The 19,516-nt window shown below is 67.1% G+C and carries 17 protein-coding genes; 6 read left to right on the forward strand and 11 right to left on the reverse strand.

Annotated elements, in window-relative coordinates; genetic code table 11:
- Positions 1-171 precede the first annotated feature (171 nt).
- From mgrA to glmS, 7 genes are all read right to left on the reverse strand, one after another.
- A complete protein-coding gene (gene mgrA / locus ABH915_RS17145; protein WP_370123546.1) occupies positions 172-1,209 on the reverse strand; it encodes an L-glyceraldehyde 3-phosphate reductase in 1,038 nt (345 codons plus the stop codon).
- A 15-nt stretch (positions 1,210-1,224) separates the two neighbouring features.
- Positions 1,225-3,042, reverse strand: a complete 1,818-nt coding sequence (gene treZ / locus ABH915_RS17150; protein ID WP_370123549.1) for a malto-oligosyltrehalose trehalohydrolase — start codon at positions 3,040-3,042, stop codon at positions 1,225-1,227.
- Between the two features lie 50 nt (positions 3,043-3,092).
- A complete protein-coding gene (gene treY, locus ABH915_RS17155; RefSeq protein WP_370123552.1) occupies positions 3,093-5,405 on the reverse strand; it encodes a malto-oligosyltrehalose synthase in 2,313 nt (770 codons plus the stop codon).
- On the reverse strand, positions 5,402-7,753 hold the full coding sequence (gene glgX, locus ABH915_RS17160) for a glycogen debranching protein GlgX (RefSeq protein ID WP_370123555.1): 2,352 nt from the start codon (positions 7,751-7,753) through the stop codon (positions 5,402-5,404). The genes treY and glgX overlap by 4 nt, the downstream gene beginning before the upstream one ends.
- Before the next feature lie 91 nt (positions 7,754-7,844).
- Positions 7,845-9,383 (reverse strand): NAD(P)H-hydrate epimerase, encoded by a 1,539-nt coding sequence (locus ABH915_RS17165; protein WP_370123558.1) that lies wholly within the window; start codon positions 9,381-9,383, stop codon positions 7,845-7,847.
- 68 nt (positions 9,384-9,451) lie between these two features.
- On the reverse strand, positions 9,452-9,799 hold the full coding sequence (locus tag ABH915_RS17170) for a holo-ACP synthase (protein ID WP_018773713.1): 348 nt from the start codon (positions 9,797-9,799) through the stop codon (positions 9,452-9,454).
- A 4-nt stretch (positions 9,800-9,803) separates the two neighbouring features.
- The gene (glmS, locus tag ABH915_RS17175; protein WP_370123562.1) at positions 9,804-11,696 is read right to left on the reverse strand and encodes a glutamine--fructose-6-phosphate transaminase (isomerizing); all 1,893 of its coding nucleotides are present in this window, start codon (positions 11,694-11,696) and stop codon (positions 9,804-9,806) included.
- 145 nt (positions 11,697-11,841) lie between these two features.
- Here glmS and coaA point away from each other — a divergent pair, with 145 nt between their 5' ends.
- Positions 11,842-12,807, forward strand: coding sequence for a type I pantothenate kinase (gene coaA / locus ABH915_RS17180; RefSeq protein ID WP_026266484.1), 966 nt, complete (start codon positions 11,842-11,844; stop codon positions 12,805-12,807).
- A 10-nt stretch (positions 12,808-12,817) separates the two neighbouring features.
- Here the strand turns inward: coaA and ABH915_RS17185 are convergent, their stop codons facing one another.
- Positions 12,818-13,213 carry a hypothetical protein gene (locus ABH915_RS17185; protein WP_370123566.1) on the reverse strand — a complete coding sequence of 132 codons (396 nt, stop codon included), beginning with the start codon at positions 13,211-13,213 and terminating at the stop codon, positions 12,818-12,820.
- Here ABH915_RS17185 and ABH915_RS17190 point away from each other — a divergent pair.
- Positions 13,203-13,772, forward strand: coding sequence for a D-alanyl-D-alanine carboxypeptidase family protein (locus ABH915_RS17190; protein WP_370123569.1), 570 nt, complete (start codon positions 13,203-13,205; stop codon positions 13,770-13,772). The two genes, ABH915_RS17185 and ABH915_RS17190, sit on opposite strands and share 11 nt — an antisense overlap.
- A 178-nt stretch (positions 13,773-13,950) precedes the next feature.
- On the opposite strand, the gene glmM is transcribed toward ABH915_RS17190, so the two are convergent.
- The 3 genes from glmM to rplM form a co-directional block, all read right to left on the reverse strand.
- Positions 13,951-15,312, reverse strand: coding sequence for a phosphoglucosamine mutase (gene glmM / locus ABH915_RS17195; RefSeq protein ID WP_370123572.1), 1,362 nt, complete (start codon positions 15,310-15,312; stop codon positions 13,951-13,953).
- A gap of 113 nt (positions 15,313-15,425) precedes the next feature.
- Positions 15,426-15,935 (reverse strand): 30S ribosomal protein S9, encoded by a 510-nt coding sequence (gene rpsI, locus ABH915_RS17200; RefSeq protein WP_018773707.1) that lies wholly within the window; start codon positions 15,933-15,935, stop codon positions 15,426-15,428.
- A 36-nt stretch (positions 15,936-15,971) separates the two neighbouring features.
- Positions 15,972-16,415, reverse strand: a complete 444-nt coding sequence (rplM, locus tag ABH915_RS17205; protein WP_015937805.1) for a 50S ribosomal protein L13 — start codon at positions 16,413-16,415, stop codon at positions 15,972-15,974.
- 317 nt (positions 16,416-16,732) lie between these two features.
- Here rplM and ABH915_RS17210 point away from each other — a divergent pair, with 317 nt between their 5' ends.
- The 4 genes from ABH915_RS17210 (at position 16,733) to ABH915_RS17225 (ending at position 19,473) form a co-directional block, all read left to right on the forward strand.
- Positions 16,733-17,470 carry an A24 family peptidase gene (locus ABH915_RS17210; protein ID WP_370123578.1) on the forward strand — a complete coding sequence of 246 codons (738 nt, stop codon included), beginning with the start codon at positions 16,733-16,735 and terminating at the stop codon, positions 17,468-17,470.
- Positions 17,471-17,739: 269 nt separating this feature from the next.
- A complete protein-coding gene (locus ABH915_RS17215) occupies positions 17,740-17,946 on the forward strand; it encodes a Flp family type IVb pilin (RefSeq protein ID WP_043466379.1) in 207 nt (68 codons plus the stop codon).
- A gap of 118 nt (positions 17,947-18,064) precedes the next feature.
- Positions 18,065-18,466 carry a TadE/TadG family type IV pilus assembly protein gene (locus ABH915_RS17220; RefSeq protein WP_370123581.1) on the forward strand — a complete coding sequence of 134 codons (402 nt, stop codon included), beginning with the start codon at positions 18,065-18,067 and terminating at the stop codon, positions 18,464-18,466.
- Complete coding sequence (locus tag ABH915_RS17225; RefSeq protein WP_370123584.1) at positions 18,454-19,473, forward strand: pilus assembly protein TadG-related protein; 1,020 nt, start codon at positions 18,454-18,456, stop codon at positions 19,471-19,473. Before ABH915_RS17220 ends, ABH915_RS17225 begins: the two co-directional genes overlap by 13 nt.
- Positions 19,474-19,516: the final 43 nt, after the last annotated feature.

Genomic DNA, 19,516 nt, shown 5'->3' on the forward strand with positions numbered 1-19,516 from the left:
CCTTTTGAGAAACAAGGGTGACCGGCGCGGCCGCACTCTGGTGTACTGCACCAGTTGTGCGGGCGGCAGGCGGACACGGCGCCGTAAGGCGCCCTTAGTAGTCTAGTCAACGCCACCGGGGCCGCGGTTGTTCCCCGGCGGCCCCGGCGCTTGTGTAACTGCGGGTGCCTTCTACTTCTGCGCCCACAGGTTGATGTCGGATTCGACGGCGAATTCATCGATCGCGTCGACCTCATCGGCGGTGAAACCCAGGTTGTTGATCGCAGACAGGGTGTCCTCGAGCTGCCGGACGCTGGACGCGCCGACCAGCGCCGACGTGACCGAGGTGCCCTTGCCCTGCTCGCGCAGGATCCAGGCGATGGCCATCTGCGCGAGGGACTGCCCGCGGCTTTCGGCGATCCGGTTGAGCCCGCGTATCCGGTCCAGTTTGTCCTCGGTGATCATGCCTTGGTCCAGGGACTTGTCCTGGGCGGCGCGGGAGTCGGCCGGAATGCCCGCCAGGTAGCGGTCGGTGAGCATGCCCTGCGCCAGCGGCGAGAAGGCGATCGATCCGGCGCCAACCTGTTCGAGCGCCTCGAAGAGGTTGGGGCTGCCGTTCTCGGTCCAGCGGTTGAGCATGGAGTAGCTGGGCTGGTGGATCAGCAGCGGCGTGCCGAGTTCCTTCAGGATCCGGGCCGCTTCGAGAGTCTGTTCCGGGGTGTAGGAGGAGATGCCGGCGTAGAGCGCCTTGCCGGAGCGGACGGCCTGGTCCAGGGCGCCCATGGTCTCTTCCATCGGCGTTTCGGGGTCCGGGCGGTGGCTGTAGAAGATGTCCACGTAGTCCAGGCCCATCCGGCCCAGCGACTGGTCCAGGCTGGCCAGCAGGTACTTGCGGGAGCCAAAGTTGCCGTACGGGCCCGGCCACATGTCGTAGCCGGCCTTGCTGGAGATGATCAGTTCGTCGCGGTACGGCTTGAAGTCGTCCTGGAAGTGGCGGCCAAAGTTGGTCTCGGCGCTGCCATAGGGCGGGCCGTAGTTGTTGGCGAGGTCGAAGTGGGTGACGCCGAGGTCGAAGGCGCGGCGCAGGATGGCGCGCTGGACTTCGAACGGCTTGTCGTCGCCGAAGTTGTGCCACAGGCCCAGGGAGATGGCCGGGAGTTTCAGGCCGCTGCGCCCCACGCGGCGGTAGGGCATGGAGTCGTAGCGGGTGTCAGCTGCCAAATATGTCATACGTCAGATCCTGCCTTAGTGGGTGAGTATCGCGGCGCTGTGGCCGGGTAGATGCAGCGGAGTGGCCGACGGCGCGCCGCCGGCAGCGGGCTCCGCGCCGCCAGGCGCGCCGGAAGCAGGGTCCAGCCGGACGCCGTCGTCGGTTGCCAGGGCCAGGGCCGCGCCGCGGACCGGGACCCGCCGCGCCTCGGCGGAAAAGTTCATCGCCACTTCAGTGCTGCCGCGGCGCAGCAGCAGCCAGCCCTCGTCCTCGCTGACGTCGACGGCGGTGTCCTCGAAGCCTGGTTCAGTCAGGTCCGGCGTGGTGCGGCGGAGCGCGATGAGTGCCCGGTACAGCTCCAGGAGGCGGGCATGGTCGCCTCCGGAAGCCTCGGCCCAGTCCAGCTTGGACCGGGTGAAAGTCTCCGGATCCTGCGGGTCGGGGACGACGGCGGGGTCCCAGCCCATGCGCTCGAACTCCCTGATCCGGCCCTCGGCCGTCGCCTTGCCCAGCTCCGGTTCCGGGTGGGAGGTGAAGAACTGCCACGGGGTGGTGGCCCCGTATTCCTCGCCCATGAACAGCATGGGCGTGAACGGCGAGGTCAGGGTGGCGACGGCGGCGAGCGCGAGCGGCCCGTAGCCCAGGGTCTGGGACAGCCTGTCCCCGGTGGCGCGGTTGCCGATCTGGTCGTGGTTCTGGCTGCACACCACCAGCGCGGCCGGGTGGACCTGGGCCGGGTCGATGGGCCGGCCGTGGTGGCGGGCGCGGAAGCTGGAGTAGCTGCCGTCGTGGAAGAAGCCGCGCTCCAGGACCTTGGCCAGCGCACCGAGCGAGTCGAAGTCGGCGTAGTAGCCGGTGGTTTCGCCGCTGACGTTGACGTGGACGGCGTGGTGGAAGTCATCGCTCCACTGCCCGGCCAGCCCGTACCCGTTGGTGTCCCGCGGGTAGAGCAGGCGCGGGTTGTTCAGGTCCGATTCCGCGATCATCGTGGCCGGGCGTCCGGTCTCGGCGGCTATTTCGTCGGCGAGGGCGCCGAAGTCCTCCAGCAGGTGCACGGCGCGCTCATCCTTAAAGGCGTGCACGGCGTCCAGCCGCAGGCCGTCCACGTGGTAATCCCGCAGCCACATCGCGGCGTTGTCCAGGATATAGCGGCGCACCTCGTCCGACTCCGGGCCGTCCAGGTTGACCGAGTCGCCCCAGGTGTTGCCCTCCCCCGATTTCAGGTAGGGCCCGAACCGGGAAAGATAGTTCCCGCTGGGGCCGAGGTGGTTGTAGACCACGTCCTGGATGACGCCAAGGCCGGCGGCGTGGGCGGCGTCCACGAAGCGCTGGTACGCGGCGGGTCCGCCGTAGCCTTCGTGCACGGCGTACCAGAGGACACCGTCGTAGCCCCAGTTGTGGGTGCCGTTGAACCCGTTGACCGGCAGCAGCTCCACGAAGTCGATGCCCAGCTCCGCCAGATACGCCAGCTTCCCTGCCGCGGCGTCCAGTGTTCCCTCCGGCGTGAAGGTGCCAACATGGAGTTCGTAAATGACAGCGCCCTTGAGCTCCCGGCCCGCCCACTGGCCGTCGGCCCACTGGTGGCGTCCGGCGTCGAACGTGCGGGAGAGCGCGTGCACGCCCGCGGGCTGGCGGCGGGAGCGCGGGTCCGGCAGCGGGGTGGGATCCCCATCCACCAGGTAGCCGTAGTCCACGTCCCCGGCGGCGGGCGCCCCGGCGGCGGTCCACCAGCCGGGCGCCTCCGCGCCGCGGCGGGTCATGTCGTACTTCCGGCCGTCAGCGAGGAGCGTGACCGCCTGCGCTTCCGGTGCCCAGAGATCGAAGCGGTCGCTTCCGTGTGCAGGCAAGGTCATGGCATTCTTCCGTTCCCCATGTCGGTACTCCTTCGTGCTACAGGATCTGCTTAGGCGGTGGGCACCAGGAGGGCCACGGGGTAGTCCCGCAGGATCTCCCCCACGGCCACGGTGCCCGGACCGTGCGTGGACCCGGTCAGTTCATCGGCCATGGCCGCGGCGAGCTCGATGGTCGTGTCCTGCCATCCGCCGCGTTGCTCCAGGCCGCGGGGCAGCCGGGTGGCGAGCGTCAGCGCGCCCGGGGCTGCGGGAGTCCCGCGGTCAAAGGCGAGCAGGTTCGCAGCAGCGGCGCCCGTGGCTGTGACCGGGGTGTACCCGGAGAACAGCTCCGGCCGGTCCCGCCGCAGCCGCAGGGCCCGCGAGGTGACGAGGAGTTTGGCCGCCTCGTCCAGGAACGACGCCGGACGCTCACCGGCGTCGAGCGCGGCGAGGGCGCGCCGGCGGGCGCCGAAGTCGAACGGCCGCCGGTTGTCCGGATCGGTCAGCGAACGGTCCCAGAACTCGGTGCCCTGGTAGACGTCCGGCACCCCGGGCATGGTGAGCTGCACGAGCTTGGCGCCGAGGGAGTTGGCGGCCCCGTACGGCTCCAGCAGGGCCACGAGGGACTCCAGCTCGGCGGTCACCTCCGGGGTGTCGAAGGCGGCGTCCACGGCGGCTGAAAGTTCCGCCTCGAAGGCCTCGTCCGGATCGATCCAGTTGGTCGAGTTCCCGGCCTCCCGGGCGGCTTTTTGCGCGTAGGACTGCAGCCGGTCGCGGTCTGCGGGCCAGACGCCCGCGATGGCCTGCCACAGCAGGTTGGCCAGCGGCCCGTCCGGCAGCGGCGCCAGCTTCTGCAGCCGCTGCAGGGATGCCTGCCATTCCGGTGCGAGCTCGGCAAGGACGGAGATCCGGGCGCGGGTGTCCTCGCTGCGCTTCGTGTCGTGGGTGCTGAGCGTGGTCATGGACAACGGCAATTCGGCCTGGCGCCGGGTCATCCGGGTGTGGAATTCCTCCGGCGTCACGGCGAACTCGGTGGGGTCGGCGCCGACTTCGGTCAGGGTGCCCAGCCGGGTGTAGCGGAAGAACGCGGTGTCTTCCACGCCCTTGGCCATGACCATCCCGGAGGTCTGCTGGAAGCGCATGCCCAGTTCGGCCTCCGCGTCGAGCAGCAGCGGCAGCAGCACGCCGACGGCGCCTTCGAGTTCGGGGCGGCGGCGGACCGCGAGTTCGCATGCCTCTTTCAGGACGTCCGCACCCTCCGGAAGATAGCTGCGGTAGACCGGGAACGCGGCGATGATCTCGGACAGTGCGTCCGCCGCGGCTTCCTGGCCCAGTCCTGCCCCGGCAGGGACCAGCCGCGCCAGCCGGAGCATTTCCGAGTGCAGGATTCCGTCCGTGATCCGGCGTTTGGTGCCGCGGATCATGTCCTCGTAGTCGGCAGCGCCGCCGCGCAGTTCGGCGTCGAGCGCGTCAAGCGGGCCCTGGCCGGCGGCGTCGACGAACACCCGGTCCACATCCGCGAGGGCGTCGTAGCCGGTGGTGCCCTCGCACTCGAAGCCGGCCGGCAGGGCCTCGCCCGGTTCCAGGATCTTCTCGATCAGCAGGTAGCTGCCGCCCGTGGCCTCCCGCAGCCGGGCCAGGTATCCCTCCGGATCGGCGAGGCCGTCCGGGTGGTCGATCCGCAGCCCGTCGACGAGCCCTTCCCGGAACCAGCGCACAACCTCCGCGTGGGCCTCATCGAAGACCTCGGGGATCTCCACCCGGATCCCGGCCAGGCTGTTGACGGCAAAGAACCGGCGGTAGTTCAGATCCGTGTCGGCCCGGCGCCAGCCGATCAGTTCGTAGTGCTGCCGGTCGTGGACCTCGCGGGGATCGTCACCTTCGGTGTACGTGCCCTCGGCGAGCGGGAAGCGGTGATCGTAGTAGCGCAGTTCCCCGTCCTTGATTTCCAGCGCGTCGACGTCGGAGTCGTCCCCCAATACGGGGATCCGCACCCGGCCGCCGCCGAAGTCCCAGTCGACGTCGAACGCCTGCGCGTAGCGGGACTGCTGCCCCTCCTTCAGGAGGGACCACCACCAGGGGTTCTGGGCCGGGGTGGCGACGCCGACGTGGTTGGGCACGATGTCGACCAGCACGCCCATGCCGGCCTCCCGCGCGGCCGCCGATGCCGCCAGCAGGCCGTCCGCGCCGCCCCGGTCTGGATCAATGGCGGAGGGATCGGTGACGTCGTAGCCGTGGTCCGAGCCACGCTCCGCCGTGAGGATCGGCGAGAGGTAGATCCAATCCACGCCCAGGGACTTCAGGTACGGCACGGTCTGCGCGGCGTCCTGCAGCGTAAACCCGGGCCGGATCTGCAGCCGGTACGTCGAGACGGGGGTTCTCATTTAGCTCGGCCCTTCGGCGTCTTCGGCTTGTCGGCCCCCGTCTTCTTCGAACCGGAGGCCTTCGCGGAGCCCTTGGAGGCGCCGGTTGCCGGGGCCTCCGGAGCCGACTCGGCCGGGGCCTCCGGAGCGGGGACCGCCGGAGCTTCCGGTGCCGGGGCCGTAGAATCGGCAGCCGCCGAATCCTCGTGCTCGGCCATCGCGGCGAGGGAGGCGGCCGCGGAGTAGTCCACTTCCACCTCGGGGCCGGAGTGGGCCCGGAGTACCACCATCGACTTTGCCGCCAGCTTCAGCACGGACCCGGCTTTCAGCGGCGCCTCAGTGTCCGCCTGGTCCGCGGTGTCCACCAGTACGTCCCAGAACCGTGAGTATTCCTCGGCCGGCAGGGCGAAGTCCACGTCGTCGTCGTGGGCGTTGAAGCCGAGCAGGAAACTGTCGTCGGTGATCCGGCGTCCGCGGGAGTCCTGTTCCTGGATGCCGTGGCCGTTGTAGAACACACCGATGGTCCGGCCGAAGCCGCTGCCCCAGTCCTCCGGGAGCATTTCGGTGCCGTCCGTTTTCAGCCAGACGATGTCCGGCAGCTTCTCGCCCTCGCCGCGGCGCACCGGGCGGCCGTCGAAGAAGCGGCTGCGCCGGAAGGTCGGGTGGTCGTGCCGGATCTTGTTGACGACGGCGGTGAACTCCACCAGCGGCTGGTCCATCGCGTCCCAGTGGATCCAGCTCAGCTCGGAGTCCTGGCAGTAGGTGTTGTTGTTGCCCTGCTGGGTGCGGCCGAGCTCGTCGCCGTGCAGGAGCATTGGGACGCCCTGTGAGAGCAGCAGGGTGGCGATGAAGTTGCGCTGCTGGCGGGCGCGGAGGGTCAGGACGTGGTCGTTGTCCGTGTCCCCTTCCTCGCCGCAGTTCCAGGAGCGGTTGTGGGATTCGCCGTCGTTGTTGCCCTCGCCGTTGGCGTCGTTGTGCTTCTCGTTATAGGACACGAGGTCGCGCATGGTGAAGCCGTCGTGCGCTGTGACGAAGTTGATCGAGGCCACCGGGCGCCGGGCGGAGCTTTCGTAGAGGTCCGCGGAGCCGGTCAGGCGGGAGGCGAATTCGCCGAGGGTCGAGGGCTCGCCGCGCCAGAAGTCGCGGACCGTGTCGCGGTATTTGCCGTTCCACTCGGTCCACTGGGGCGGGAAGTTGCCCACCTGGTAGCCGCCCGGGCCGATGTCCCACGGCTCGGCGATCAGCTTGACCTGGGAGACGATCGGGTCCTGCTGGATGAGTTCGAAGAAGGTGGACAGCTTGTCCACGTCGTAGAACTCGCGGGCCAGGGTGGAGGCGAGGTCGAAACGGAAGCCGTCGACGTGCATTTCGGTCACCCAGTAGCGCAGGGAGTCCATCAGCAGCTGGAGGGAGTGCGGGTGCCGGACATTGAGGGAGTTGCCGGTGCCGGTGTAGTCCATGTAGTGCTTCAGGTCATCGTCCACCAGACGGTAGTAGGCCTGGTTGTCGATGCCCTTGAAGGACAGCGTGGGGCCGAGGTGGTTGCCTTCAGCGGTGTGGTTGTACACCACGTCCAGGATCACTTCGATGCCGGCCTTGTGCAGCTCGCGGACCATGGCCTTGAATTCCTGCACCTGGTGCCCGACGTCGCCGGAGGAGCTGTAGGTGTTTTGCGGCGCGAAGAAGCCGATCGTGTTGTAGCCCCAGTAGTTGTTGAGGCCCTTCTCCTCGAGCGTGCCGTCGTTGACGAACTGGTGGACGGGCATGAGCTCGATCGCGGTGACGCCGAGCTTCTTCAGGTGCTCAATCACGGCCGGGTGCGACACGCCGGCATAGGTGCCGCGCTGCTCTTCGGGAATTTCCGGGTGGAGCTCGGTCAGGCCCTTGACGTGTGCCTCGTAGATGACCGACTGGTGGTAGGGGATCCGCAGCTGGCGGTCGCCGTCCCACTCGAAGAACGGGTTGATGACCACGCCGTGCATGGTGTGCGGCGCCGAGTCGCTGTCATTGCGCGAGTCGGGGTCGCCGAATTCGTAGGTGAAGAGCGCCGGGTCCCAGTCGATTTGGCCCTGGACGGCCTTGGCGTAGGGGTCCATCAGCAGCTTGTTGGGGTTGAAGCGGTTGCCGTTCTCCGGTTCGTACGGGCCGTGGACCCGGTAACCGTACTTCTGTCCGGGCTGGACCTGCGGCAGGTAACAGTGCCACACGTAGCCATCCACCTCGGTCAGTTCGATCCGGGTCTCGGTCAGATCGTCAGCGAGGAGGCACAGCTCCACCCGCTCGGCGCGCTCGCTGAACAGGGCAAAGTTGGTGCCAGTGCCGTCAAAGGTGGCTCCCAGCGGGTAAGCCGATCCGGGCCAGACTTCCATGTGTACTCCTCGTGCGGAACGAATATTCTCTAGACAGACTACTTGTAAGTAGGGTTAGTAATTGTTCGGGCGCTCGGAGCGCCCCTGTTTGTTACAGCTCCCGCATCACCTCCGGAACGGCACGGGCAATGGCCGTTGCGGTCACCGGGCCCCCGCGGGATGCCCGGACCCCGGCGAGACCATGGATACTGGCTGCCATCGCCGCGATCGCCGCCCATCTGGCGTCGGGGTCGATGTCATGTTCGCCGAAGCGCCCGACGTCGGCGCCCAACTGGGCCGCCAGCGCCCCGATAACTCCGGCCAGGACGTCACCGCTGCCTGCCGTGGCGAGCCAGGGCGTGCCCTCGGCCTGGCTGTAGAAGTCCTGGAAGGGCGAGGCCACAAGGGTCGTGGCGCCCTTGAGCAGAACGGTGGCTTCGGTCAGGCCCGCAGCCCGCCGCACTGCGCTGAGCGTGGAGGCCTCGACCGCGGTACGGTCCAGCCCAGCCCCGAGGCGCTGAAGCAATGCCGACAGTTCGCCGGCGTGGGGTGTCAGGATTACTTGCGGGGCCAGAACGTCCGGCAGGGCCGGCAACGCGCCGGCGTCGGCGACCGTCGGCAGGCCCGAATCCGCGGCGTCACGGGCGCGCTGCAATTGCTCCTCATCCGAGTCGTCGAGTCCGGAGCCAACGAGCCACGCCTGAACGTGCGTGTCGGCCACGGCCCCGGCGCTGCACACCACCTCGGGACAGGACCGGCGGACCAGGTCGGCGACGTCCGGCGGCCCCAGGTAACGCACCATTCCGGCGCCGGCTGCCAGGGCGCCTTGGCAGGCCAGCACCGCGGCGCCGGGATAGGCGCCGGAGCCTGCGACCACCCCCAGCACACCCCGGGAGTACTTGTGCGCCCGGCGCTGCGGGCGTGGCAGGAGGGCGGACAGGTCTCGGGCCTCCAGCCGTCGCAGGGACGGCCATGGCAGCGCCTGCTCGATTCCGATCGGGACTACCCGGATTGTGCCCGCGAAGTCCGCGCCCGGGTCCGCCAGCAGGCCGGCCTTGGCGGCTCCGAAGGTCACCGTCATGTCGGCCGCCAGCACCGGCGCGTGAGACTCCCCCGTGTCCGCGTCGACGCCGCTGGGGATGTCGCAGGCCACCACCAAGGGGGAACGGGAGCCCGGCCGGGAACGCCCCAGGGCCGCGACCAGCTCGGCGGCCGGTCCCCGCAGCCCGCCCTGGGCCCCGGTCCCGAGGACTGCGTCGATCACGACGTCGGCGCCGCCGGCCAGCGCGGTGAGTCCGGCCACGTTGTCCCCGGTGAGGGCCGCGGCATGACCGCCGGCCTTCCGGAACGCCGCCAGCCCGGCGTCGTGGGCGGCGCCGGCAGTGAGCACCGCCGTCGTGCGCATGCCGCGGCGGGCCAGCAGCGCGGCGGCGAAGAGCCCGTCTCCGCCGTTGTTGCCCTTGCCCGCCAGCACGGCCACGCTGGAGCCGTACAGCCGTTGCCCGCGGCTCCGCAGTTCGCGGATCACGGCGTTGGCGAGGCCGTACGCGGCCCGCTGCATGAGAACAGCGCCCGCACCGGAGCCCAGGGTGTCGTCGAGAAATGGCTTTTCGGCCTCTCGCACTTGGGTTCCGGTGTAGGCGCTGATCATGGTTTCAGTCCATTCGCGGTCGCTGGGGAATGCCTGGCGCTGGGGCCGGTCCTGCCTGGACGGCCGGCTCAGCCTTCGGCGACAACCGTCGCGGTGGCGATCCCGCCGTCGTGGCTCATGGACAAGTGCCAGCGCTTGACGCCCTTGGACTCCGCCACGGCCAGCACGGTGCCTTTGACCTGCACGGTGGGGCCGTTCTGGTCCAGCCCGATCCAGCAGTCCTGCCAGTTCATCCCGGCCGGCGCCCCCAGCACCTTAGCCACGGCCTCCTTCGCGGCAAACCGCGCGGCGAGGGACCGCGTGTTCAGTTCCCGCTCGGCGGGGACGAACAGCCTGTCGCGCAGCCCGGGGGTGCGCTCGAGCTGGCGCCCGAACCGCTCAATGTCTACGACGTCTACGCCTATGCCAACAATCATGGCGTTATTCTACGGTCACGCTCTTGGCCAGGTTGCGTGGCTGGTCCACGTCGTAACCCTTGGCCGAGGCGAGTGCGAGGGCGAAGATCTGCAGCGGAACCGTTGCGAGCAGCGGTGCCAGGAGCGTGGGGGTCTCCGGAATGTAGAAGACGTGCTCGGCGTACGCCTTGACGGCCTCGTCGCCTTCTTCGGCGATCACGATCGTCTTGGCGCCGCGGGCACGTACTTCCTGGATGTTGGAGACCACCTTGGAGTGCAGCGAGTCGCGGCCGCGCGGGGACGGGACCACCACGAAGACGGGCTGGCCTTCCTCGATCAGCGCGATCGGGCCGTGCTTGAGCTCTCCGGCAGCGAAGCCCTCGGCGTGGATGTACGCGAGCTCCTTGAGCTTCAGCGCGCCCTCCATCGCAACGGGGAAACCGACATGGCGGCCCAGGAACAGCACGGACTTGGCGTCCGCCATGGACTGGCCGAGTTCCTTGATCTGGGCCTCGTTGTCGAGGATGCGCTGGATCTTGGCCGGGATCTTGCCCAGGTCGGCCAGGATGTCCTTGATCTCGCCCTGGAACTTGTTGCCGCGCAGCTGTGCCAAATAAAGGCCCAGCAGGTAGGCGGCCGTGATCTGCGCCAGGAACGCCTTGGTCGAGGCCACGGCGATCTCGGGTCCGGCGTGCGTGTAGAGCACAGCGTCCGATTCGCGGGGGATGGTGGACCCGTTGGTGTTGCAGATGGAGACCGTCTTGGCGCCCTGTTCCTTGGCGTAACGGACCGCCATGAGGGTATCCATGGTCTCGCCGGACTGGGAGATGGAGACAATCAGCGTGTTCTCGTCCACGATCGGATCCCGGTAGCGGAATTCGTGCGAGAGTTCGACCTCGGTGGGAATCCGGCACCAGTGCTCAATGGCGTATTTCGCCACCTGGCCGGCGTAGGCGGAGGTGCCGCACGCAAGGACGATGATCTTGTTGACGTTCTTGAGCAGCTGCGGATCAACACGGAGCTCATCGAGCGTCAGCTTGCCGTGGATGTCGGAGCGGCCCAGCAGGGTCTGGAGCACGGCATCCGGCTGGTCGTGGATTTCCTTTTCCATGAAGGACGGGAAGCCGCCCTTTTCGGCTGAGGCGGGGTCCCAGTTGACGTGGTATTCCTTGCCCTCGGCGGGGGCGCCGTAGAAGTCCGTGATTTCCACGGAGTCGGCGGTGATCGTCACGATCTGGTCCTGGCCGAGTTCCACGGCGCGCCGGGTGTAGTCGATGAAGCCGGAGACGTCGGAGCCGAGGAAGTTCTCGCCTTCGCCGAGGCCGACGACGAGCGGGGAGTTCCGGCGGGCAGCGACCACCACGTCGGGCTGGTCTGCGTGGACGGCGAGGAGCGTGAACGCGCCCTCGAGCCGCTGGCAGGCAAGCTGCATGGCCCGGGTGAGGCCGCCGTTGCTTGCGTCACCGCCGAGCTGGTTACGGTAGATATCCCCGAGCAGGGCAGCCGCCACTTCCGTGTCGGTCTCGGACTCGAAGGTGACGCCCTTGCGCTGGAGTTCGAGCTTGAGCTCGGCGAAGTTCTCGATGATGCCGTTGTGGATCAGGGCCAGCTTGCCGCCGTCGGACAGGTGCGGGTGCGCGTTCTGGTCCGTCGGGCCGCCGTGCGTCGCCCAGCGCGTGTGGCCGATTCCCGTGAGGGATTCCGGCAGCGGGCGGGTGTCCAGCTCCGCAATGAGGTTGCTCAGTTTGCCCGACTTCTTCCGGGAAGAAATGGTGCCGTCGGCCACTACTGCAATACCCGCGGAGTCGTAGCCGCGGTACTCCAGGCGCCGCAATCCTTCAAGGACAACGTCCAAGGCATTGTGTCCAGTATTTACCCGGCCATCTGAGTGGCCCACATATCCAACGATTCCACACATGGTCATAAGCCTAGCGGGTTTCCGGGAGGGAGGACGTGGGACGGCGGGGTGTGAAGGGCCCTGCGCCGGGCTGCGGAGGACCGGCCCCGGCTCCCACCGGCCAGTCCATTTCGCTCTCGGCGTTGTGAAGGGCAGAATCTCTAGGGTGACTTTGCAACGCAATGAAGCGAACGGGGAAGGTGTCTCCCCGTTCGTGGAGCTGGACCGGCAGACCTGGTCCCGGCTCGCTGCCCAGATGGAGCAGCCCCTTAATGAAGAGGATGTGTTCCGCCTTCGCGGCCTCGGGGACCCCCTCGATATCAAGGAAGTGCGCGAGGTCTACCTGCCGCTGTCCCGGCTCCTGCACCTATATGTGGAAGCCGCGGGCCAGCTTCACGCGGCCACCACCACATTCCTCGGCGAAAGCACCCAGCGCACGCCGTTCGTGATCGGCGTGGCCGGTTCGGTGGCGGTGGGCAAGTCCACCATCGCCCGCGTCCTGCGCGAAATGCTCCGGCGCTGGCCCGGCACCCCCAACGTGGAGCTCATCACCACGGATGGATTCCTCTACCCGCTCGCCGAGCTCAAGCGCCGGCAACTGCTCGAGCGCAAGGGTTTTCCGGAGTCCTACGACCGCCGCGCCCTGCTGCGCTTCGTGAGCGAGATCAAGGGCGGGGCCGAGGAGGTCCGTGCCCCTTGGTACTCCCACGTCACCTATGACATCGTCCCCGGCAAGGAAGTGGTGGTGCGCCGCCCGGACGTGCTGATTGTCGAGGGACTGAACGTCCTGGCTCCGGCCCGGCCGCGGCAGGACGGCAGGCAGGGCCTGGCCCTGAGCGACTTCTTCGACTTCTCCATCTACGTCGACGCGAAGACCTCGTATATCGAGGAGTGGTACGTGGACCGGTTCCGCAAACTGCGGAGCACGGCCTTCGCCCAGCCGGAATCGTACTTCCACCGCTACGCAACACTCTCCGATGCCGAGGCCGAAGAGACAGCCCGCGAGATCTGGAAGCGCATCAACGAGCCCAACCTCGAGGAAAACGTCCTCCCGACCCGGGGCCGCGCGCAACTGGTCCTGACCAAGGACGCCGACCACTCCATCCGCCGGATGCTGCTGAGGAAGGTCTAGCACGGATGTGCTACAACGACGCTGACGGGACGGCGGGACGGCAGGAGGCCGGCCGGGATTCGCCGAGCCGGCGGGCCTTCAGCCGCCTCCTGCTGGCGGGCACCGGCCTCGCGGCGCTGTCCGCCTGCACCCCGGCCCAGTCCTTCACACCGTCCGGCACGCCGGGGCCGACCCCGGGCACGGGCAGTTCGACGCCGACCGCCGCCGCCGCGGCAACCTCGCCTCCGACAAGCCCGGCCCCGGAGTCTTCCACACCGTCGACACCAGGGGCACCCGCGACGGCGTCGGCCATCCCGCCGTCGGCCACGGCACACCCTCCATCGGCCGCGGCACACCCTCCTTCGGCCGCGGCGCCGGGGCCGCAGCATTCCCTCTCGGACCCCACCAGCCCATGGGTGATCGTCAACAAGCACCGCCCGCTCTCCCCCGCCACCTTCGTGCCGCCGGACCTGGCCCGGCCAGCCGTCCGGTTAGCCACCTCTGGCGAGGCGGCGCTGCTGAACAGCACGACGGCGGCCGCGGCCGAAAAGATGTTCGCGGCCGCGGCCGCCGACGGCGTCATCATCACCCTGGCCAGCGGATACCGTTCGTTCACGACGCAGAGGGCCACCTACGGCAGCTACGTGAATTCCCGCGGCCAGGCGGAGGCCGACACCGCCTCGGCCCGGCCCGGCTACTCAGAGCACCAGACGGGGTGGGCGTTCGACATCGGCGACGGCAGCGGGGCGGACGCGTTCACGCCCCAGTTCAAGGACCGTCCGGCGGCGATCTGGGCCAAGGCGAACGCCCACCGCTTCGGCTTCGTGGTCCGCTACCCGTGGATGCTGCACGAAATCACCGGCTATTTCTACGAGCCGTGGCATCTGCGCTTCGTCGGGAAAGAGGCGGCCGCGGACATGCGTGCCCGCGGCATCGGCACGCTCGAGCAGTACTTCGGCCTGGAAGCCGCCCCGGCGTACTTGTAGCGCGGCGCCCGCCAACCTGTAGGGCGGCGCCGGTCCGGGCGGAATTTCCCCATCTTTGCCACCACGACGCCGGGACACGCCGACGCAATCGGCGGACACGCCGTCGGACGCGGGCATAGGTGGGTAAACCCTGCGGCGCCGGGCACAGCGAACCGCTGACGGAACCGCTGCCGGCCGGCTACTCGGGGACTAGCTCCAGGGCCAGCTCGGTCCGGACCACCTGCGCCAGGCGCTCCGCGACGCCCTGGGCGGTCTCGTGGTCTGCGGCCTCCACCATCACGCGCACCACCGGCTCGGTGCCGGAGGGACGCAGCAGGACGCGTCCGGTGTCGCCGAGTTCGGCTTCGGCAACGGACACCGCCTGCGCCACCACCGCGTCGCCCTTGACCCGGGAACGGTCCACGCCCTTGACGTTGATGAGGACCTGGGGCAGCTTGGTCATCACCGTGGACAGCTCCTTGAGCGGGCGCCCGGTGAGGGCCACCTGGGCTGCAATCTGCAGGCCGGTCAGGACGCCGTCGCCGGTGGTGGCGTAGTCGGCAAAGATTACGTGCCCGGACTGCTCGCCGCCCAGGCTGTAGCTGCCGTTGCGCATTTCCTCGAGGACGTAGCGGTCCCCCACGCCGGTTTCGCGCAGGCTGATCCCGGCGTCCCGCAGGGCGAGCTTCAGGCCGAGGTTGCTCATGACGGTGGCCACGAGGACATCGTCCTTGAGCTTCCCGGCGTCCTTGAGGGCCACGGCCAGGATGGCCATGATCTGGTCGCCGTCCACCTCGTTGCCTTCGTGGTCCACGGCGAGGCAGCGGTCGGCGTCGCCGTCGTGCGCGATGCCGAGGTCCGCCGCGTGGTCCAGGACGGCGCGCTTGAGCGGGCCGAGGTGCGTGGAGCCGACCCCTTCGTTGATGTTGAGCCCGTCCGGTTCGGCGCCAATGACGATCACGTTGGCGCCGGCGTCCTTGAACACCTGCGGGGAACAGCCGCTGGCCGCGCCGTGGGCGCAGTCGAGTACGACCTTCAGGCCGTCCAGGCGGTGCGGAAGCGTGCCGAGCAGGTGCACGATGTAGCGGTCCTCGGCGTCGGAGAAGCGCTGGATGCGTCCCACCTCACCGCCGACGGGCCGGACAGGCTCCTTGGCGAGCTGCACTTCGATGGCATCCTCGACGTCGTCGGGCAGCTTCTGGCCGCCGCGGGCGAAGAATTTGATGCCGTTGTCCGGCGCGGGGTTGTGGGACGCGGAGATCATGACGCCGAAGTCGGCGTTGAGGTCCGCCACGAGGTAGGCGGCGGCCGGGGTGGGCAGCACGCCGGCGTCGTAGACGTCGATTCCCGAGCTGGAGAGCCCCGCCTCCACGGCGGCCGCGAGGAACTCGCCGCTGGCCCGCGGGTCCCGCGCCACCACGGCGCGCGGCCGCTTCCCTGTCGTGTTGCGGTCATGGCCAAGTACGACGGCGGCGGCCTGGGCCAGCTGCAACGCGAGCTCGGCGGTCAGCAACCCGTTCGCCAGGCCCCGGACTCCATCGGTTCCAAATAATCTAGACATCGGACCAAGTTTAGTCGATGGCCGGGGCAAGTCCGGCTTAAACAGCGAAGGCCCGTCCCGCCAAGTGGCGGGACGGGCCTTTGAAGAGGCGCTTTGGGCGCCCGGAAGCTAAATTAACGCTTCGAGTACTGCTGAGCCTTGCGGGCCTTCTTGAGACCGGCCTTCTTACGCTCGATGACGCGAGCGTCGCGGCGCAGGTAACCGGCCTTCTTCAGGGTGGCGCGGTTGTTCTCGGTGTCGATCTCGTTCAGCGAACGGGCGATGCCGAGGCGCAGGGCACCGGCCTGGCCGGAGATGCCGCCACCGTGGATGCGGGCGATGACGTCGTAGGCGCCGTCAAGATCGAGGATCTTGAAGGGCTCGTTGACGTCCTGCTGGTGCAGCTTGTTCGGGAAGTAGTTCGCCAGCTCGCGGCCGTTAATGGTCCACTTGCCGGAGCCCGGCACAACGCGAACGCGTGCAACGGCTTCCTTACGACGGCCAACTGCAGCGCCGGCAACGGTCAGCGCCGGGCGTTCCTTCTTCGGCGCAGCTGCTTCCGCAGCACCGCTCTCCGAGGTGTAGCTGGTCAGGTTTTCCTCAGCCTCGACGGCTTCGGTGGTCAGTTCTTCGTTCTGAGCCACGATTCTCCTTGATAAAAAGTTGGTTGGTGGCCAGGACTACTGGGCGACCTGGGTGATTTCGAAAGTCTTGGGCTGCTGGGCGGCGTGGGGGTGCTCTGCACCGCGGTACACCTTCAGCTTGCCCAGCTGCTGCGCAGCGAGGGAGTTCTTCGGGAGCATGCCCTTGATGGCCTTTTCCACGGCGCGAACCGGGTTGGACTCAAGCAGCTCCGCGTAGTTGACGGAGGTCAGGCCGCCCGGGTAGCCGGAGTGGCGGTATGCGCGCTTCTGCTCCAGCTTGGCGCCGGTGAGGGCAACCTTTTCAGCGTTGATGATGATGACGAAGTCGCCCATGTCCATGTGGGACGCAAAGGTGGCCTTGTGCTTGCCGCGCAGCAGGATTGCGGTCTGGCTCGCGAGACGACCAAGGACAACGTCGGTGGCGTCAATGACGTGCCACTGGCGGTTGATATCGCCGGGCTTCGGGGTGTACGTACGCACGGTGTTTGCCTCGTTCTTGTTCTGGCGTTCTTGTTTTAGGCGTCACTCTTACGGTGCACCTACTATCTATGCGCTACCGGAACAGAGGTGAGGGCTCCATGTAACCAGTCATCCTGAGGTCTCGAATGTGCACGTTGAGTAGCTATCCTGCAACCGGATTCTCAAGCGGGCACGCACCATCGAGATAGGACACGCACAACGACTACCAAGAATAGCCGACGGCGGCCTCTTGGGTCAAAATAGGGTGTCCGAATGCATCCCGTCTGCTCTTTTTCGCAGACTGCCCCGTGCCGGCCCGTCGCATCCCTGGAGGAACCGTGTCCGATCCCGCCGCCGCCGGCTCCGTCTCAATGCTGCTTGCCCGGCCGTTGGCACAGCCATTTGCACAGCCATTTGCCCAGCCGACCGGAGCACTCACCGCGGTCCTGTTCATAGCCGGCGTCGCCCTCACCGCCGCATGCTTGTCCCTGTTGGCCGAGTTCCTCATCCGGCGCACGCTCCCCCACCTGCGCGGACCCATGACGGTACGCATGAGACTTACGACGGCGGCAGCCACCTTTACACTGTCCGCCCTGCTGGCCTGGCGCTTCGGCGCCTCCCCGGAGCTCCCCGCATACGTCCTGCTGGCAGTTGCCGGCGTCCAGCTGGCCCGGATCGACTTGCAGCACCACCTTTTGCCCAACCGGATGGTCCTGCCGCTATTGGGGGCCGGAATTGTGCTACTCGGGGCCGCCTCCTTGGTTTCCAGCGAGGCCGGAAACCTCCTGCGAGGGGCGGCCGGGGCCTTAATTTTGTTCGTTTTGTACCTTTTTCTTGCCCTGACCAGCCGAAACGGCCTCGGGATGGGCGATGTGAAGCTCGCGGCACCACTTGGCCTGTACTTGGGCTACCTAGGCTGGTCCCACTTGTTCTATGGCGGGGCCCTGGGATTCGTCGCCGGCGGCGTCGCCTCCGCGCTTCTGGTCCTCAAAAACCGCGGAAACAAGCCGAAGGAAGTGCCCTACGGGCCTTCGATGCTGGCCGCCGGCCTGGCAATCATTGTGCTGCTTCCCTAAGTAGCAGCAGGCCCTCCACGTGCGGGCTTTAAGTAAGCCGGCTTATCAAACCAAGTAATCGGGCCCCAGCCCTACTTGAAAACTGAGTACACCCCCTTTGCGGGCGAGTGGTACCCATATTTTCCTTCTAAAAAGTCGAGTATCGAACATCATTGCCGCGCCGATTGCGCCCGTGCAAATGTTGTCCCAACGAAGCTCCAGCAAATAGGCAATCGGGGATTTGCTGGAGATTCGTTCACTACTCAATCTCTGGAAAAGGAAAAACTAAAATGACTGGTCTCATGGTCTCAATGCTCGCTTTTGTTGCCGGCGTCAAGGAAAAGCTCACTTCCGAAAAGGGTGCGACCGCGACGGAATACTCGCTGCTCGTGGCCTTTATCGCCTTCGGCATCATTCTGGGTGTCACAGCCTTCGGAAACGAACTGAACACCTGGTTCAACGACCTCGGCACCACCGTGAAGGGCTGGAAGAACTAGACACGGCGTCAAAGCACAACAACAGGTCTCAGCAACACCCAATGTGCCGCGTCCGTGTCTCGCGGACGCGGCACATTTTTCTTAATCATCCAGCTGCATCTATCCCTGGGGGGATCCCATGAAGCGCAGCAGTCCACCGTCGCCCCGGTCTCGGGCGCAGGGCCGGCAGCGCGGCGCGGCAGCCGTCGAGTTCGCCCTCGTTCTACCCATCCTGCTCGCCCTGGTCGGCGGGATCATCGAATTTTCGTACATCTACAACCTTCAGATTTCCGTCACGCAGGCCGCCCGCGAGGCGGCACGGACCATGGCGATCAAGAACGACGTGGGTCTTGCAAAAGCCGCCGCAATTGCCGGCGCTCCTGGACTGACGGCAGGAAGCTTCGGGTTCGCCTTCTCCGGCGCCTGCGCGAAAGATTTGAACGCAACCGTGACTGTCACTTACAAGGCCGGCGGCATGACCGGCATGTTCGGTGATCTCTACACCCTCACCGGCGTAGGAGCAATGCGATGCGGAGGCTAAGCGCGCGAGACGACCAGGAGCGCGGCGCCACCGCCGTCTTCGTTGCCGTCATGATGGTGGTCCTTCTCGGTGCCGGCGCGATGGCCGTGGACGTGGGCCAGATCTACGCCGAACGGGCACAACTGCAGAACGCCGCGGACGCGGGGGCACTCGCCGTCGCCCAGCAGTGTCATCGCACTCCTGCCGCATGCTCTGCAAATGCACTCGTCTGGGCGAAGGAGCTCACAGGCGGCAATTCCAACGATGGTGCCACCGATATCGAGTCTGTGAAGGTGGATCTGGCGAACAGCCAGGTCACTGTGGTCACCTCCACCCGCAGCGGCTCTAACGCCTTTCTCACCAAAATGTTTGCCAGCGCGCTCAATGCGCCGCCTGTCACCGTAGGGGCGCATGCGACAGCCTCCATGGCACCACCCACAGGTGGCTCCAGTTTCCCGTTGGCAATTTCGAACAACTGCTACAACCTCTCGACCGCAGACACCACCGGCCAGGTGCAGAAGATCTCCTACAAGCCTGGCGGAACGTGCACGGGACCTTCCGGAACGGAGATCCCGGGCGGCTGGGGCTGGCTGGACCAGGACTCCCCCTGCGTGGCGATCACGGAACTTGGCAGCAATCAAGTCGGATCCGATCCGGGCAACAACCCGCCCTCTGGGTGCTCCGAAATTCTCAAGGGCTGGGCCGACACAATCACCGGCGGCGGCGAAGTCCATGTCGCGTTCCCTGTCTTCGACGACGCCACCAACAAGGGCCAGAACGGCTTCTTCCACATCATCGGCTACGCCACCTTCAAGATCTGGGGCTGGAAGTTCGGCAACAACCACGAGTACGAATTTCGCAACACAAAGAACGATCCCGGAATGACGGCCGACCTCGCCTGCGCGAATGGCAACGACCGCTGCCTTATCGGCCAATTCATCAAGTTTGAATCCATCGACTCCTGGACGGGGGCAGGTGGTGGCACAGGAGCAAATCTTGGAACGGCTGATATCAAGCTAATCAAATAGACAATTTCTAAGGGGATATCATGAAAACACGCCTGCTGGGGGG

This window comes from Arthrobacter sp. MW3 TE3886 (assembly GCF_041262145.1).
Lineage (GTDB): Bacteria > Actinomycetota > Actinomycetes > Actinomycetales > Micrococcaceae > Arthrobacter.